Here is a 15,125-nt window from a genome sequence, read left to right as displayed (position 1 = left end):
GTCGCAACTATTCTGAGTGTAAAACAAACAGCACGACCGTGCGTTTTTATTGTTCCGGGCCCGGTGTCCGTGAGGACGATACCCGCCGGCGTGGTGCCTGGCGCGTGCGCTTTGCATGGGATGCGCGTAGCGCCTGCCGTGTCGTTCGCGTGCCTTCTTTCCTCGGTTACAATCGCCGCATGCGAATCCTACTCAGCAATGACGACGGCTATCTGGCGCCCGGGCTTGCCGCGCTTTACGAAGCGCTCAAGCCGATCGCGAACGTCACCGTGATGGCCCCCGAGCAGAACTGCAGCGGCGCGTCCAATTCCTTGACGCTGTCGCGTCCGCTTTCGGTGCTGCGCTCGGCGAACGGTTTCTACTATGTGAACGGCACGCCAACCGATTCGGTGCACATCGCGCTGACCGGTATGCTGGACCACACGCCGGACCTCGTCGTCTCGGGTATCAACAACGGCCAGAACATGGGCGAGGACACGCTCTATTCGGGCACCGTCGCCGCCGCCACCGAAGGCATCATGTTCGGCGTGCCGGCCATTGCCTTCTCGCTGGTCGACAAGGATTGGGGGCACCTCGAAGACGCCGCGCGCGTGGCGGCCGAGATCGTCGCGCACTACCTCGAGCAACCGCTGCCGGGGCATCCGCTCCTGAACGTCAATATTCCGAACTTGCCGTATGAGCAACTCGGCGGCTGGCACATCACGCGTCTCGGCAAGCGGCATCCGTCGCAGCCGGTGATCCGCCAGACCAACCCGCGCGGCGAACCGATCTATTGGATCGGTCCGTCGGGCAGCGCGCGCGATGCGAGCGAAGGTACCGATTTCCACGCTGTCGCGAACGGCCAGGTGTCGATCACGCCGTTGCAGCTCGATCTGACCCACACGCAAATGCTGCCCGCAGCGCGCGACTGGGCGCGCGCCGGTAGCGGCGCTTCATGACCAGCGAGCGCGCAAAGCGCTTCCCGCTCGGCCTCGAGGACCTGGTGCGCGAACCGCGCAGGGTTGAAGGTCGTCCGGGTGATATGCGCGCGGCGGCGCTCGCGGCGCTGAATGCTCGCCCGCAATCGGCGAAAAATCCGGCCGCGGGTGCCGGTGGGAAAACCCCCGCGAAGCCGCCGGTGAGGGCGCAGGCCCAAACCCAGGCGACGCCGCAAGCAAAGCCACCCACCAAGGCGCCGACGAAGGCGCCTGTAAGCACGTCGGGCAACGCGCCGGCCAAGTCGCAAGCCAAACCGCACGCAGTAGCCGTCGCGCAAGGTTCGGTTGTGCGCGCCGCACCAAAACCGGCGCCGCTCAGCAAACCTGCGGCCAAACTCAGCGAGCGCAGTGCGGTGCCGAATGTCGCGCTGAACGGCGCTTTGGCACTAACTTCGGAACGGGTTCGCGAACGGATGGTCGAACGGCTGCGTGCGAACGGTGTGACCGATCAGCGCGTGTTGAACGCGATGTCGGTGGTGCCGCGCCACATGTTCGTCGACCCGGGTCTCGCGGCCCAGGCCTATGAAGACGCCGCGCTGCCGATCGGTCATCACCAGACGATTTCCAAGCCCTCCGTGGTCGCGCGGATGATCGAGCTGGCGGCCGCCGGCCGTGCGTTGAACACCGTGCTCGAAATCGGTACGGGCTGCGGCTATCAGGCCGCGGTACTGAGCCAGGTCGCGCGGGATGTTTATTCGATTGAACGTATCAAGCCGCTGTCCGAACGCGCGAAGACAAACTTGCGTCCGCTGCGCATTCCGAACATCCGGTTGCACTACGGCGACGGCCGCCTGGGGTTGCCGTCGGCGGCGCCGTTCGATGCGATCGTGATCGCGGCGGCGGGGCTGGACGTACCGCAAGCATTGCTTGAACAACTCGCGATCGGCGGCCGTCTGGTCGCGCCGGTCGGCTCGCAGGAAGGCCAGAACCAGGTGCTGACCCTGGTTGAACGCCTCGGACCCGCGCAGTGGCGCGAGTCGCGGCTTGATCGCGTTTTCTTTGTACCCTTAAAATCCGGAGTGATTTGACACCGATGAGTATGTTGCGCGCGATGCAAAGAACCAGACTGAATATTCCTATGACCGTAACCCAGCGTAGCGTGTGCGTGCTCGCCTTGTCCCTGTTGATGTCGGCCTGTGCGACCCGTCTCGATCAGGCGCCCGTCGTCGACCGCTCCGGCAGCGGCGCGCTCGGCACGCAAGCCGCGCAGCAGCCGGCCGTGCCGCTCGGACCGCCGCCGCCGGGCTACTATCGCGTGAAACCCGGCGATACGCTGTACCGGATCGCGCTGGAGAACGGCCAGAACTATCGCGATATTTCGGCGTGGAACAATCTCACCAATCCGAATCAGATCGAAGTCGACCAGTTGCTGCGCGTCGTGCCGCCGGGTGCGAACACTGCGGCGCTGACGCCGGGTGTGGCGACGGCGCCGGTCGGTGGCGGCGCGGTACAGAGCGCGCCGCTTGGCAGCACGCCGCCGGTGGCCGGTGCCGCAGCAGGCGTCGCGGCGCCGCCGGTCTATGGTTCGAGTGCGAACGCGGCGACGCCGCCGGCCAACCCGGGTGCCGCGAGTGACTCGAGTACCGGTGCGTCCGGCAACATCGCGTTCGCGTGGCCGGTGCGCGGGCCGATGCTCGGTACGTTCAACGATTCGACCAACAAGGGCATTAATATCGGCGGTGCAGCGGGCGATCCCGTCAAGGCCTCCGCGGATGGCCGCGTGGTTTATGCCGGAAATGGGCTGCGTGGTTACGGCAATCTCATTATCATCAAGCATGATGCAACTTATCTCACGGCGTATGCACACAACCGCGCTTTGATGGTAAAAGAGGGGGATGCGGTAACCAAAGGGCAGAAGATCGCTGAGATGGGCAATAGCGATTCCGACCGCGTGATGTTGCATTTCGAAGTTCGCCGGCAGGGTAAACCTGTCGACCCACTGAAGTATTTGCCGCCGCAATAAGCGATACGACCATGCCGAAATCGAAGCGCCGCCTGCCGCAAGCCGAGTCTGAGACGATTAGCCGCGTCACGTCCGCTTCGGTGGAGGATAGCGGCGCTTCTGAAGCGGAAGAAGAGGTCGTCGAAGAGCGCGATCTCGACGAACGCCAGGGCGCTGCGGAAGAAACCGGAGAGACCCGCGAAGGCGCGAGCGACACCCCGCCCGACGTCGACGATTTCCGCGCGCTGCTGCAAGCCGAGTTGACGGCCGACACGATTCAGCATTACCTGAATCGCATCAGCGTCAAACCGCTCCTGACCGTCGAAGAAGAGCAGAAGTATTCGCGTCTGGCGAAGGCGGGTGAGTTCGACGCACGCCAGGTGATGATCGAGCGTAATTTGCGGCTCGTTGTCAGCATCGCGAAGGGTTATCTGAATCGTGGTGTGCCGCTGCTCGATCTGATCGAAGAGGGCAACCTCGGCCTGATGCACGCCATCGAGAAATTCGATCCCACACGGGGCTTCCGTTTCTCGACGTATGCCACCTGGTGGATTCGCCAGAGCATCGAGCGCGCGATCATGAACCAGGCGCGCACGGTGCGTTTGCCGGTGCACGTGATCCGTGAGCTCAACCAGGTGCTGCGCGCGAAGCGTCATCTGGAAAAAAATTCGATGAATTCCGGCGAGGCGGCCGAGCGCCGCGACGCCAGCATCGACGACATTGCCTATCTGACCGGCAAGACCACCGACGAAGTCACCGACATCCTCGCGCTGAACGAGCACACCGCGTCGCTCGACGCGCCGCTCGATCTCGACCCGGCAAGCAGTCTGCTCGATCTGCTGTCCGACGACCAAAGCCAGTCGCCGGATGCCGAGGTGCAGCATCGCGAGCTGGAAACGCTTACGCGTGCGTGGCTCGCACGGCTGTCGGACAAGCATCGTCATGTGATCGAACGCCGCTTCGGGCTGAACCACATCGAGCCCGCCACGCTCGAAGAGCTGGCCGACGAAATGGGCCTCACGCGCGAGCGTGTACGCCAGATCCAACAGGAAGCGCTGGTGCGGTTAAAGCGCTTCTTTGCCTCCAACGGTGTTCGGAAGGACGCCGTTCTCTAAGCTGATGACACCGATTCTTGTATTCGACATCGAGACGATTCCCGATGTCGCCGGCATTCGCCGCCTCGAAGATTTGCCCGCCACGTTGAGCGACGCCGAAGTCGCCGAGCACGCTTTTGCGGCTCGTCGCGAAAAAACCGGCAGCGATTTCCTGCCGCATCACCTGCAGCGGATCGCGGCGATTTCCTGTGTGTTCCGCGACAACAACGGTTTCCGTGTGCGCTCGCTCGGCACGCTGGAAGACGGCGAGGCGGCGCTCGTGCAGTCGTTTTATCGCGTGATCGAAAAGTACACGCCGCAACTCGTGTCGTGGAACGGCGGCGGGTTCGATCTGCCGGTGCTGAACTACCGCGCGCTGGTCAACGGCATCCCGGCGTCCCGTTTCTGGGACCTCGGCGAGGACGACCGCGAGTTCAAGTGGAACAACTACATCAGCCGCTATCACGCGCGCCACACCGATCTGATGGACGTGCTGGCGATGTATCAGGCGCGCGCCAACGCGCCGCTCGACGCGCTCGCGAAGATGTGCGGCTTCCCCGGCAAGATGGGGATGGACGGCAGCCAGGTGTGGCACGCGTACCAGGAAGGGCGCATCGAGGAAATCCGCAATTATTGCGAGACCGACGTCGTCAATACCTATCTGCTGTATTGCCGCTTCCAGCTGATCCGCGGCGCGTTTTCGGCCGCGGAGTATGCTGACGAGATCAACCTGGTCAAGAATGCGTTAGCGCTGGAGGCGGCGCCGCAATGGGCCGAGTATCTGGCTGCATTTGATCAATAAGCCGTAATATTCTGCTAGCGAAGCGGTTGGCAGTACGCAAATCGGCTATGGCGCAAGCAGGCAGGCGCTAGCCGCCGCAGTCGCGCCAAATCGTTGGCAATGGCGGCGCTTCGTCTACAATCTCGCCTTTCCCCAAGTTTGTCAGGAAGTCGCAGGTGTCCCGAACTGCCCCCCAACGTCGCTCGCCCAAGCGCCAGAAGGCGCCCGCTCCGGTCAAGGCGCACGTCATCACCGGCAATGAGCCGATCATCGAAATCGTTTCGCTCGATATGGAAGCGCGCGGCGTGGGCCGTATCGAGAGCGAAGACGGCACGCCCGGCAAGGTAATCTTTGTCGAAGGCGCGCTGCCTGGCGAGCGCGTCAGCTACTCGACCCATCGCAGCAAGCCGAAATTCGAGCACGCCGAGGTGGTCCAGGTGTTCCGCGAAAGCGTGCTTCGCACGAAGCCGAAATGCACCTACTTCGATATTTGCGGCGGCTGTTCGATGCAGCATCTCGACATCCGCGCCCAGATCGCCGTCAAGCAACGCGTGCTCGAAGACAATTTCCAGCATCTGGCGAAGCTGCGCCCCGAGACGGTGTACCGTCCCATTCATGGGCCGGCGTGGGGATATCGCTACCGCGCGCGTCTGGCTGTGCGCTATCTGCCGGAAAAGGGCGGCATGCGCATCGGTTTCTACGAGAAGAAGAGCAGCTACATCTCCGATATGAAGACCTGCGAGGTGCTGCCGCCGCATGTGTCGGCGATGCTGATGCCGCTGCGCTTCATGGTTCGCAAGCTGTCGATTCACGATCGTATGCCGCAGATCGAGCTGGCGGTCGGTTCTTCGGTTACCGCACTGGTGCTGCGCAATCTCGCACCGCTCACCGCCGCGGACGAGCAGGTGCTGCGCGATTTCGCCGACGAACACAAGATTCAGTGGTGGTTGCAGCCGGGTGGTTCTGACACGGTCGCGCCGTTCTATCCGCTCGACGCGGAACTCGACTACACGCTCCCGGAATACAACATCCGGATGCCGTTCAAGCCGACCGATTTCACCCAGGTGAACCACGCGATCAATCGCGTGCTGGTGAGTCGCGCACTGCGTCTGCTGGCCCCGGCCAGCACCGACCGCGTGCTCGATCTATTCTGCGGAATCGGCAATTTCACGCTGCCGCTGGCCCGGATCTCGAAGGAAGTGATGGGTATCGAGGGCAGTGAGGTGCTGACTTCGCGTGCGCTGGCCAATGCCGAACTGAACGGCGTGGCAGGTCACACATCGTTTGCCTGCCGAAACCTGTTCGAAGTCACCGCCGACGATCTGCGCGCGCTCGGCCATTTCGACAAAGTCCTGATCGATCCGCCGCGCGAAGGTGCGCTGGCCGTCGCCAAGGCGCTCGCTGAGATCGCACAGAGCGGTAACGGGCCGTTGCCCAAGCGTATCGTCTACGTGTCGTGCGCCCCGGCTACGCTCGCTCGCGACGCCAGCCTGCTGGTGCATGAGGCCGGCTACCGGCTGGTGGGCGCGGGGGTGGTGAACATGTTCCCGCACACCTCGCATGTGGAGTCGATTGCGCTGTTCGAGCGGGACTGAGAGCGCCTGTCGCCAGCCGGCCTGGAGCGCACGCTGGCTGCGCTCCACAAACAGAAACGCCACGACCGAGGTCGTGGCGTTTCTGTTTGAAGCGTTCTTAAAGCGCGTGGCTGAAGCTTAGAACTGCCACCACGACTTTTCCTTACCCGGCCTTGCATGGCCCGTGATATACGGGCTGTCAGGGAAGGTGCCTGCCAGAATACGCTTGGTGTCGTCGGCCAGTTGCGGCTGATTCAGCTTCTGGTACGACAGCATCATGATGTGCAGCGCGTCTTCGATAGCCGGCGCGTTCTTGTATTCCTTCAACGCCAGTTGCGCGCGGTTGATCGCCGCGACGTAGGCGCCACGGCGGTAGTAATAATCCGCCGCGTGGACTTCGTGCGACGCCAGCGCGTTCACGATATAGCGCATGCGTTGCGCGGCGTCCGGTGCATACTTGCTGTTCGGGTACTTGTCGACCACGACCTTGAACGCGTCATACGACTCGCGCAGCGACTTCGGATCGCGCTCGCTCATGTCCTGGCCAGAGAAGCGGCCGAACAGACCGAGGTCGTCGTTGAAGTGGATCATGCCCTTCAGGTAGTACGCGTACGCGATGTCCGGGTGATCCGGGTGCAACTGGATGAAGCGGTCGATCGCCTGGTCGGCGGCGGCGTTTTCGTTATCTTTCCAGTTGCAATAGGCGACGTTGATCTGTGCCTGCTGGGCAAAGTGGCCGAACGGATCGCGGCCTTCGAGCATCTCGAAATACTTGGCGCACTTGCCGTAATCACCACCGGTCAGAGCGTCGTTCGCCTCCGTATATAATTTGTTGTTGTTCCACGTAGCCGTCTCGTCGGTCTTTTCCGGCAGGCCGTGACAAGCCGCAATAACGGCGACGGCCGCGGCACACGCAATGTATCCGGCCACTTTCCGGGCCGCCTTCTTGATGGCCGCCAAATTGATCGCCGCTTTAGTAATGGTGTTCAAGGCTCGCATTTTCCAGTCTAGCTTTACGTCCAGGTGACCCAGACTCAATGACCCGCTCAAATACTCCAGGCGCCGCAACCGGTGCCGGGAATAGCAACAAAGATTATAGCGTAAGCGCTGACCCCTCCGACGCGTTGGGCGTCGATTCACTCGACGACGATCTCGGCAGCGACGCACTTGCCGGTGCCGGCCCGCAGAGCATGGTGCCGACGGTGGCGAGCCGTGTGGCGGACGAGACGCCGCGCAGTATCGTCGTACCCGACGAAATGGCCGGCGAACGCCTCGACAAGGTGCTCGCCCGGATCTTTCCGGAGTTTTCACGTAACCGGCTGCAAAGCTGGATCGAGTCGGAGCGGGTGCGCATCGACGGCAAGCCGGCCAAAATCCGTCAGCCGGTGCCGCTCGGCGCGACCATCGAGCTCGTGCCCGACCTGTTGCCCGAGCAACTCGCGTTCACGCCCGAGCCGGTGCCGCTCGACGTCATCTACGAAGACGACACACTGGTGGTTATCAACAAGCCGGCCGGCATGGTCGTGCATCCGGCAGCCGGTAACTGGAGCGGCACGGTCCTGAACGGTCTGCTGTACCGCTATGGCGACGCCGCGGCCGGCTTGCCGCGCGCCGGTATCGTCCATCGGCTCGACAAGGAAACGTCCGGCCTGATGGTGGTGGCGCGCACGCTTGAGGCGCAGACCGATCTGGTGCGCCAGCTTCAGGCACGTACGGTGAAGCGCCGTTATCTCGCGCTGGTATGGGGCAACATGCCTGAAGAGGGCACGATCGATGCGCCGATCGGCCGCGATCCGCGCGAACGCACGCGCATGGCGGTAGTGACGAGCGCATCGGGCAAGGCGGCGCGCACGCATTTCCGGCGCGTGGACACGGCGATCTGGCAGCGTCAGCCGGTCACCGCGATTCATTGCGATCTGGAAACCGGCCGCACCCATCAGATTCGTGTGCATTGCGCGCACATCGGCCATCCGCTGCTCGGCGATCCGGTTTATGGGCGTGCGCGCGGCAAGCGCTCGGTGACGCCGCTGCCGGACGGCTTCGCCCGCCAGGCGCTGCATGCATGGCGCCTCGGCCTGATTCACCCGGAAACCGGCCGCACCATGCAATGGCGCGCCGATGCGCCGGAAGACATGCAGGTGCTGTCGGCGGCGCTCGGCCTCGGGCGCGACGACGCGGGCGAGTTCGACGAGACGTACTACGAGGAAGACGACTACGAAGCCTCGTTGGACGACGATGCCGACGCAGATGAAACACACGGCGACGGCGATCCTGCCGAAGACGACGAAGACGACGAACACGACGAACACGACGAACACGACGAACACGACGAACACGACGAGGACGATCACGCATGAGCTTGCCCGAGCTGAGCCTGGCCGATGTTGTGCAACCGGCATGGAATGTGTCGCCACGGGTGCGTGCGCTCGTCACCACGCGTAACGGCGGTGTGAGCGAACCGCCGTTCGGCCGCTGGCGTGACGGCGTCGATCAGCCCGGCGGCCTGAATCTGGGAATGAAAGCCGGTGACGATCCGGCCGCGGTCACGGTCAATCGCGCGCGGCTGCTGGATCTGGCCGGCGTGAGCGAGGCCGCGTGGCTTGAGCAGATTCACGGTGCGGGCATCGTGCGTGCCGAAGATGTGCTCGCGCAAGCTCACGCGAACGGCATGCCGACACAAGCCGATGCGAGTGTCACCGACCGGCCTGGCACGGTGTGCGTCGTGATGGTTGCCGATTGCATGCCGGTGCTGTTGTGCGACGAAGCGGGGCGCGCGGTCGGCGCGGCTCATGCCGGCTGGCGTGGCCTCGCAGCGGGCGTCGTCGAACAGACCGCGCAGCGCGTTGCCGATCTCGCCGGCGTGGAGGCCGCGTCGCTGCACGCCTATCTCGGCCCGGCGATCGGACCGGAGGCATTCGAGGTGGGGGCAGATGTGCGTGACGCCTTCATGAATGGCGTGGACGGCAAACAACGCGAGGCCACCGCGAATGCATTCGTTACGCATCCGCATAATCCCGGCAAATATCTCGCCGACCTTGCGGCGTTGGCGCGCCTGCGCTTGCAGCGGCTCGGGGTGACGCGCATTGTCGGCGGCGATCTGTGTACGGTCACACAACGCGAGCGTTTCTATTCCTATCGCCGCGATCGGGAAACCGGCCGCATGGCCGCGCTGATCTGGCTCGACGATCAGGCGCGGACAATCGCGGCATAAACTATCCACCTTGGCGCCCGCTGGAGTGGGCGTCATGTATTCCTCGCGGCATACGTATGAGGGTTTGTTCGGAGGCGCAGCATGGTTTTTTGCTGCGCTGCCGGAATTCCCCGCGCAGGCGTAAATCTGCCGCCAAAACTGTTCGCATGCGAACGGATGAATTGAGATAAGCCCGTGCAGTACGGGAGCTTTTTCCGTTTGCATCGGCACCGAAAAATCCCTGTTCCAAAAGCGCGATCTGCTACACAGGGAAAACGATAATTAAAAAACTATCGCACTGCGGCAAAATCGGGAACAAGCATTGACATGCCTTGCGATGGGGAGCAAGAATGTTCCTCACAGCTCCTCGTACATGAGACAGGGCGTGACGAGGTCGCGAGCAATCGCCCACTTGCGCACGAACCTGCCTCTCAACCCGTCCGCAAGGACTTACCGGTCAAAAGCAGGTATGGCAGCATCACATTCCTCAGCTTCCCCCAGCACGGACTCCTCGACGGAGCACACGCAGCAGGCCGGTACGAGCGGCGCAACGCCGGCCGCAGGCATGCAGCAGTTATTGGACGTGTGGATGAACGCATGGCGTTCACTCGGCACGCCGCCCGGCGGCAATGGCGCAGCTTTCCCGATGCCGCAGATGGGTATCCCGCCAATGCCGCAAACGGGCTTGCCGCAGATGCCCTCGTTCCCCGGCATGCCCGACTTCAGCAAACTGACGGTGGGATCTCTGCCGTCAATGCCTTCATTCGCCGGACTCAATGTGCCGAGCGCCGCGATTCCATCGGAGCGTTTGCAAAAGCTGCAGGCCGATTATTCGCGCGAGGCGATGGAGCTGATCCAGCAGGCAGCGGGTTCTGCGACGAAAGCTCCCGAACTCAAAGACCGCCGCTTCAGTTCCGACGCGTGGAGTGCGACGCCGGCCTATGCATTTACCGCCGCGTGGTATCTGTTGAACGCGCGCTATCTGCAGGAAATGGTCGACGCGCTCGATACGGAACCGAAAGTGCGCGAGCGCATCCGCTTCGCCGTTCAGCAATGGACCGCGGCGGCATCGCCCAGCAACTTCTTTGCGTTGAATCCGGAAGCGCAAAAGACCTTGCTGGATAGCCAGGGCGAGAGCTTGCGGCAGGGCGTGATGAATCTGCTGGGCGACTTGCAGCGCGGCAAAATTTCGCAAACGGACGAATCGCGTTTCGTGGTCGGTGAAAATCTCGCGAACACCGAAGGTTCGGTGGTGTTCGAAAACGATCTGATGCAGTTGATCCAGTACAAGCCGCGCACGGCCACCGTGCGCGAGCGGCCGCTGCTGATCGTGCCGCCGTGTATCAACAAGTTCTACATTCTCGATCTGCAACCGGAGAACTCGCTGGTTGCGCACGGGCTCGATTCGGGTCATCAGGTGTTCCTGATTTCGTGGCGCAATGCGGATGCGTCGATCGCGGGCAAGACGTGGGACGACTACATCGGCGAGGGCGTCCTCAAGGCGATCGACACGGTCAGCAAGATCAGTGGCCGCGAGCAGATCAACACGCTGGGTTTTTGCGTGGGCGGCACGATGCTGGCCACGGCGCTGGCGGTGGCGGCCGCGCGCGGCCAGCATCCGGCGTCGTCGATGACCTTGCTCACCGCGATGCTCGACTTCTCGGATACCGGCGTGCTCGACGTTTTTGTCGACGAGGCGCATGTGCAGATGCGCGAGCAAACCATCGGCGGCAAGAACGGCAGCACGCCCGGATTGATGCGCGGCATCGAATTCGCCAACACCTTCTCGTTCCTGCGGCCGAACGATCTGGTGTGGAACTACGTCGTCGACAACTACCTCAAGGGGCGCACCCCGGTGCCGTTCGATCTGCTGTACTGGAACAGCGATTCGACCAGTCTGCCGGGTCCGATGTATGTCTGGTATCTGCGCAATACGTATCTTGAGAATCGTCTGCGCGAGCCGGGTGCGTTGCGCACCTGCGGCGAACCGGTCGACCTCTCGAAGATCGACGTGCCCACCTTTATTTACGGTTCACGCGAAGACCATATCGTGCCGTGGCAAACCGCCTATGCGTCGGTGCCGCTGCTCGCCGGGCCGCTGAAGTTCGTACTTGGTGCGTCGGGTCATATCGCGGGCGTGATCAATCCGCCGGCCAAGAAAAAGCGCAACTACTGGACGCTGGAAGGCGATGTCAAAACGTTGCCGGAAAATCCGGACGAATGGCTCGATCAGGCAGCCGAAGTGCCCGGCAGCTGGTGGCCCGAATGGACCACGTGGCTCGACCAGTTCGGCGGCAAGAAAGTGAAGCCGCGCGCTGCGGCCGGCTCCGCGGAATTCCCCGTAATCGAGCCGGCACCAGGGCGTTATGTGCGGCAACGGGAGTAGGGTTAGCGCTGGAAGGCGCGGTGGTCTGGCGGTATGAATGCGCGCCCGGACAGGCAAGGGCGCATGAGCAACAAGATTTTTAACTTGACGGGCTACGGCCTATTTGGCCGATGTGCCCGGAGGATATGGAAATGACTGATGTTGTGATCGTATCGGCCGCCCGTACGGCAGTAGGCAAATTCGGTGGGTCGCTGGCGAAGATCGCCGCGCCCGAACTCGGCGCCACCGTGATTCGCGCCGTGCTCGAACGGTCTGGTCTGAAACCTGAGCAGGTCAGCGAAGTCATTCTGGGGCAGGTGCTGACGGCCGGCTCGGGTCAGAACCCGGCGCGTCAGTCGCTGATCAAGGCCGGCTTGCCTACGGCTGTGCCCGCCATGACGATCAACGTGGTGTGCGGCTCGGGCCTGAAGGCCGTGATGCTGGCGGCCAACGCGATCATCGCGGGCGATGCCGACATCGTGATCGCCGGCGGTCAGGAAAACATGAGCGCCGCGCCGCATGTGCTGCCGGGCTCGCGTGACGGTTTCCGCATGGGCGACGCGAAGCTGATCGACTCGATGATCGTCGACGGCCTGTGGGACGTCTACAACCAGTACCACATGGGCGTGACGGCGGAAAACGTCGCCAAGGAATACGGCATCACGCGCGAGCAGCAGGACGCGTTCGCGGCGCTGTCGCAGAACAAGGCGGAAGCCGCGCAGAAGTCGGGCCGTTTCAACGACGAAATCGTGCCGGTCGAGATTCCGCAACGCAAGGGTGAGCCGCTGCGTTTCGCGACGGACGAGTTCGTGCGTCACGGCGTGACGGCTGAATCGCTGGCGGGTCTGAAGCCGGCTTTCTCGAAAGAGGGCACGGTGACGGCGGCCAATGCGTCGGGTCTGAACGACGGCGCGGCGGCGGTGCTGGTGATGTCGGCGAAGAAGGCCGAAGCGCTCGGCCTCACGCCGCTCGCGCGTATCAAGGCGTATGCGACCTCGGGCCTGGATCCGAAGATCATGGGCATGGGCCCGGTGCCTGCGTCGCGCCGCTGTCTTGAGCGCGCGGGCTGGACGCCGGCCGATCTCGACCTGATGGAAATCAACGAAGCGTTTGCCGCGCAGGCGTGCGCCGTGAATCAGCAAATGGGCTGGGACACGTCGAAGATCAACGTCAACGGTGGCGCGATTGCGATCGGCCATCCGATCGGCGCGTCCGGTTGCCGGGTTCTCGTCACGTTGCTGCACGAAATGCAGAAGCGCGATGCGAAGAAGGGCTTGGCGTCGTTGTGTATCGGCGGCGGCATGGGCGTGGCGCTGGCACTCGAGCGCGCCTAACGGGTCCGCGGGCCTCGAGTTGCGGGTCGCGGGTCGCAACAACGGCCAGAGACTCGAGGCGCAAACGGGTTCAAGCGGGTTCAGGTGGGTTTTAGCAAGCTGTAAGCAGGGTTGCCGCGCATTGTCTGGCAAGCAGATGCAGGTGGCGCGCGGTGAGCAATGGCCTCGTCGGCCGGTCGCCCGGCGGCAGTGGAGATGAAGTACCAGGCGAGGGAAGAGGCAGCCGGTCGGCGCCTCGAAAACGAAAAACGGAGTGTAGTGTATGACACAGCGAATTGCGTACGTAACGGGCGGGATGGGCGGCATCGGCACGAGCATTTGCCAACGGCTGCACAAAGAGGGCTTCAAGGTCGTTGCAGGTTGTGGCCCGAACTCACCGCGCCGCGTGAAGTGGCTCGAAGAGCAGAAGGCTCTCGGCTACGATTTCATTGCGTCCGAAGGCAATGTCGGCGATTGGGAATCGACCAAGGCGGCGTTCGACAAGGTCAAGGCCGAAGTCGGCGAGATCGACGTGCTGGTGAACAATGCCGGTATCACGCGCGACGTCGTGTTCCGCAAGATGACGCATGAAGACTGGACGGCGGTGATCGACACCAATCTGACCAGCCTGTTCAACGTCACCAAGCAGGTGATCGACGGCATGGTGGAGCGCGGCTTCGGGCGAGTCATCAACATTTCGTCGGTGAACGGCCAGAAGGGGCAGTTCGGTCAGACCAACTATTCGACCGCGAAGGCCGGCATTCACGGCTTCACGATGTCGCTGGCGCAGGAAGTGGCCACCAAAGGCGTGACGGTGAACACCGTGTCGCCGGGCTACATCGGCACGGATATGGTCAAGTCGATCCGTCCGGACGTGCTGGAGAAGATCGTCGCGACGATTCCGGTGCGCCGTCTCGGCCAGCCGGACGAAATCGGCTCGATCGTGGCATGGCTTGCTTCGGACGAATCGGGTTTCTCCACGGGTGCGGATTTTTCGCTGAATGGTGGTTTGCATATGGGCTGAGTCAGCGGCGCGCTGCTCACAAGGCGGCGTGTTTCGACTCAGATGGTTCCGGCGGCGTCTCGACTGTGCAATAACCCGATTGCGCAGTCGGTATGACGCCGTTTCCGCGCTCAACTCGCGCTCAAAGGCGTTACATGACTACTACAAAGAAAACAGCCGAACGACTGATCAAGAAATATCCGAATCGTCGGCTCTACGACACCGAGACAAGCACGTACATCACGCTGACGGACGTTAAGCAGCTCGTGCTCGATCAGGAGGATTTCAAGGTCATCGATGCGAAGAGCAACGAGGATCTGACGCGCGCCATCCTGTTGCAGATCATTCTCGAAGAGGAGAGCGGCGGCTTGCCGATGTTCTCGTCGTCGATGCTGTCGCAGATTATCCGTTTCTACGGCCATGCGATGCAGGGCATGATGGGCACGTATCTGGAGAAGAACATCCAGGCCTTCATCGACATTCAGGCGAAACTCGCCGACCAGTCGAAGAATCTGTACGAAGGCAAGGCGATGAACCCCGAAGTCTGGTCGCAGTTCATGAACATGCAGGCACCGATGATGCAGGGCATGATGACCAGCTATATCGAGCAGTCGAAGAACATGTTCGTGCAGATGCAGGAGCAGATGCAGAACCAGGCGAAATCGATGTTCGCGACTTTTCCGTTCACGCCCGGCGGGCCGGTGAACGCGGCTGGAGCGCCGGGCGCACCGTCTAATCCGCAAAGCAACCCGGAGCCGGAGAAGAAGTAAGCGCGCAGCGCGACGCGAACGCTGATGCGACCGGTGCGCCGCTGGGCGGGCCACCTCATGGACGCGGCGGCGGGGCGTGCACCTTGCGCCAGAGGGTGCGTTGGTGGGGACCGCCG

General features: G+C 62.8%; 13 protein-coding genes. 12 read left to right on the top strand and 1 reads right to left on the bottom strand.

The window, feature by feature from the left end:
- Window positions 1-179 precede the first annotated feature (179 nt).
- From surE to rlmD, 6 genes are all read left to right on the top strand, one after another.
- Window positions 180-938, top strand: a complete 759-nt coding sequence (gene surE / locus GH665_RS11225; RefSeq protein ID WP_153135922.1) for a 5'/3'-nucleotidase SurE — start codon at window positions 180-182, stop codon at window positions 936-938.
- The gene (locus tag GH665_RS11220; protein ID WP_153135921.1) at window positions 935-2,005 is read left to right on the top strand and encodes a protein-L-isoaspartate(D-aspartate) O-methyltransferase; all 1,071 of its coding nucleotides are present in this window, start codon (window positions 935-937) and stop codon (window positions 2,003-2,005) included. Before surE ends, GH665_RS11220 begins: the two co-directional genes overlap by 4 nt.
- Window positions 2,006-2,010: 5 nt before the next feature.
- Window positions 2,011-2,940 (top strand): peptidoglycan DD-metalloendopeptidase family protein, encoded by a 930-nt coding sequence (locus GH665_RS11215; protein ID WP_153135920.1) that lies wholly within the window; start codon window positions 2,011-2,013, stop codon window positions 2,938-2,940.
- Window positions 2,941-2,951: 11 nt separating this feature from the next.
- Entirely contained in the window at window positions 2,952-4,034 is a 1,083-nt protein-coding gene (gene rpoS / locus GH665_RS11210; RefSeq protein ID WP_153135919.1) for an RNA polymerase sigma factor RpoS, read from the top strand.
- A gap of 4 nt (window positions 4,035-4,038) precedes the next feature.
- The gene (locus tag GH665_RS11205) at window positions 4,039-4,815 is read left to right on the top strand and encodes a 3'-5' exonuclease (RefSeq protein WP_028196634.1); all 777 of its coding nucleotides are present in this window, start codon (window positions 4,039-4,041) and stop codon (window positions 4,813-4,815) included.
- Window positions 4,816-4,970: 155 nt separating this feature from the next.
- Window positions 4,971-6,389, top strand: coding sequence for a 23S rRNA (uracil(1939)-C(5))-methyltransferase RlmD (gene rlmD, locus GH665_RS11200; protein WP_153135918.1), 1,419 nt, complete (start codon window positions 4,971-4,973; stop codon window positions 6,387-6,389).
- 117 nt (window positions 6,390-6,506) lie between these two features.
- Here rlmD and GH665_RS11195 read toward each other — a convergent pair whose 3' ends face one another.
- Window positions 6,507-7,367 carry an outer membrane protein assembly factor BamD gene (locus tag GH665_RS11195; RefSeq protein WP_153135917.1) on the bottom strand — a complete coding sequence of 287 codons (861 nt, stop codon included), beginning with the start codon at window positions 7,365-7,367 and terminating at the stop codon, window positions 6,507-6,509.
- Window positions 7,368-7,405: 38 nt separating this feature from the next.
- On the opposite strand from GH665_RS11195, the gene GH665_RS11190 reads away from it, so the two are divergent.
- The 6 genes from GH665_RS11190 (at window position 7,406) to phaR (ending at window position 15,009) form a co-directional block, all read left to right on the top strand.
- Complete coding sequence (locus GH665_RS11190) at window positions 7,406-8,725, top strand: RluA family pseudouridine synthase (RefSeq protein ID WP_153135916.1); 1,320 nt, start codon at window positions 7,406-7,408, stop codon at window positions 8,723-8,725.
- Window positions 8,722-9,579: a peptidoglycan editing factor PgeF gene (gene pgeF, locus GH665_RS11185; RefSeq protein ID WP_153135915.1), complete on the top strand. Its 858-nt coding sequence runs from the start codon at window positions 8,722-8,724 to the stop codon at window positions 9,577-9,579. The genes GH665_RS11190 and pgeF overlap by 4 nt, the downstream gene beginning before the upstream one ends.
- 544 nt (window positions 9,580-10,123) lie before the next feature.
- The gene (gene phaC, locus GH665_RS11180; RefSeq protein ID WP_153138388.1) at window positions 10,124-11,944 is read left to right on the top strand and encodes a class I poly(R)-hydroxyalkanoic acid synthase; all 1,821 of its coding nucleotides are present in this window, start codon (window positions 10,124-10,126) and stop codon (window positions 11,942-11,944) included.
- Window positions 11,945-12,075: 131 nt separating this feature from the next.
- Window positions 12,076-13,257, top strand: a complete 1,182-nt coding sequence (locus GH665_RS11175; RefSeq protein WP_153135914.1) for an acetyl-CoA C-acetyltransferase — start codon at window positions 12,076-12,078, stop codon at window positions 13,255-13,257.
- Between the two features lie 262 nt (window positions 13,258-13,519).
- Complete coding sequence (locus GH665_RS11170; protein WP_153135913.1) at window positions 13,520-14,260, top strand: 3-ketoacyl-ACP reductase; 741 nt, start codon at window positions 13,520-13,522, stop codon at window positions 14,258-14,260.
- Window positions 14,261-14,394: 134 nt separating this feature from the next.
- Complete coding sequence (gene phaR / locus GH665_RS11165) at window positions 14,395-15,009, top strand: polyhydroxyalkanoate synthesis repressor PhaR (protein ID WP_153135912.1); 615 nt, start codon at window positions 14,395-14,397, stop codon at window positions 15,007-15,009.
- The last annotated feature ends 116 nt before the right edge of the window (window positions 15,010-15,125 follow it).

It is taken from the genome of Paraburkholderia agricolaris (genome assembly GCF_009455635.1).
GTDB classification, from domain to species: domain Bacteria; phylum Pseudomonadota; class Gammaproteobacteria; order Burkholderiales; family Burkholderiaceae; genus Paraburkholderia; species Paraburkholderia agricolaris.
The sequence above is the reverse complement of the archived record's forward strand: the minus strand, read 5'-3'. Positions and strand labels throughout refer to the sequence as shown.

Excerpts from the sequence above, each read along its gene's own strand:
- surE (WP_153135922.1), top strand. The coding sequence starts at position 180 with ATGCGAATCCTACTCAGCAATGACGACGGCTATCTGGCGCCCGGGCTT.
- GH665_RS11220 (WP_153135921.1), top strand. The coding sequence starts at position 935 with ATGACCAGCGAGCGCGCAAAGCGCTTCCCGCTCGGCCTCGAGGACCTG.
- GH665_RS11215 (WP_153135920.1), top strand. The coding sequence starts at position 2,011 with ATGAGTATGTTGCGCGCGATGCAAAGAACCAGACTGAATATTCCTATG.
- rpoS (WP_153135919.1), top strand. The coding sequence starts at position 2,952 with ATGCCGAAATCGAAGCGCCGCCTGCCGCAAGCCGAGTCTGAGACGATT.
- GH665_RS11205 (WP_028196634.1), top strand. The coding sequence starts at position 4,039 with ATGACACCGATTCTTGTATTCGACATCGAGACGATTCCCGATGTCGCC.
- GH665_RS11195 (WP_153135917.1), bottom strand. The coding sequence starts at position 7,367 with ATGCGAGCCTTGAACACCATTACTAAAGCGGCGATCAATTTGGCGGCC.
- GH665_RS11190 (WP_153135916.1), top strand. The coding sequence starts at position 7,406 with ATGACCCGCTCAAATACTCCAGGCGCCGCAACCGGTGCCGGGAATAGC.
- pgeF (WP_153135915.1), top strand. The coding sequence starts at position 8,722 with ATGAGCTTGCCCGAGCTGAGCCTGGCCGATGTTGTGCAACCGGCATGG.
- phaC (WP_153138388.1), top strand. The coding sequence starts at position 10,124 with ATGCAGCAGTTATTGGACGTGTGGATGAACGCATGGCGTTCACTCGGC.
- GH665_RS11175 (WP_153135914.1), top strand. The coding sequence starts at position 12,076 with ATGACTGATGTTGTGATCGTATCGGCCGCCCGTACGGCAGTAGGCAAA.
- GH665_RS11170 (WP_153135913.1), top strand. The coding sequence starts at position 13,520 with ATGACACAGCGAATTGCGTACGTAACGGGCGGGATGGGCGGCATCGGC.
- phaR (WP_153135912.1), top strand. The coding sequence starts at position 14,395 with ATGACTACTACAAAGAAAACAGCCGAACGACTGATCAAGAAATATCCG.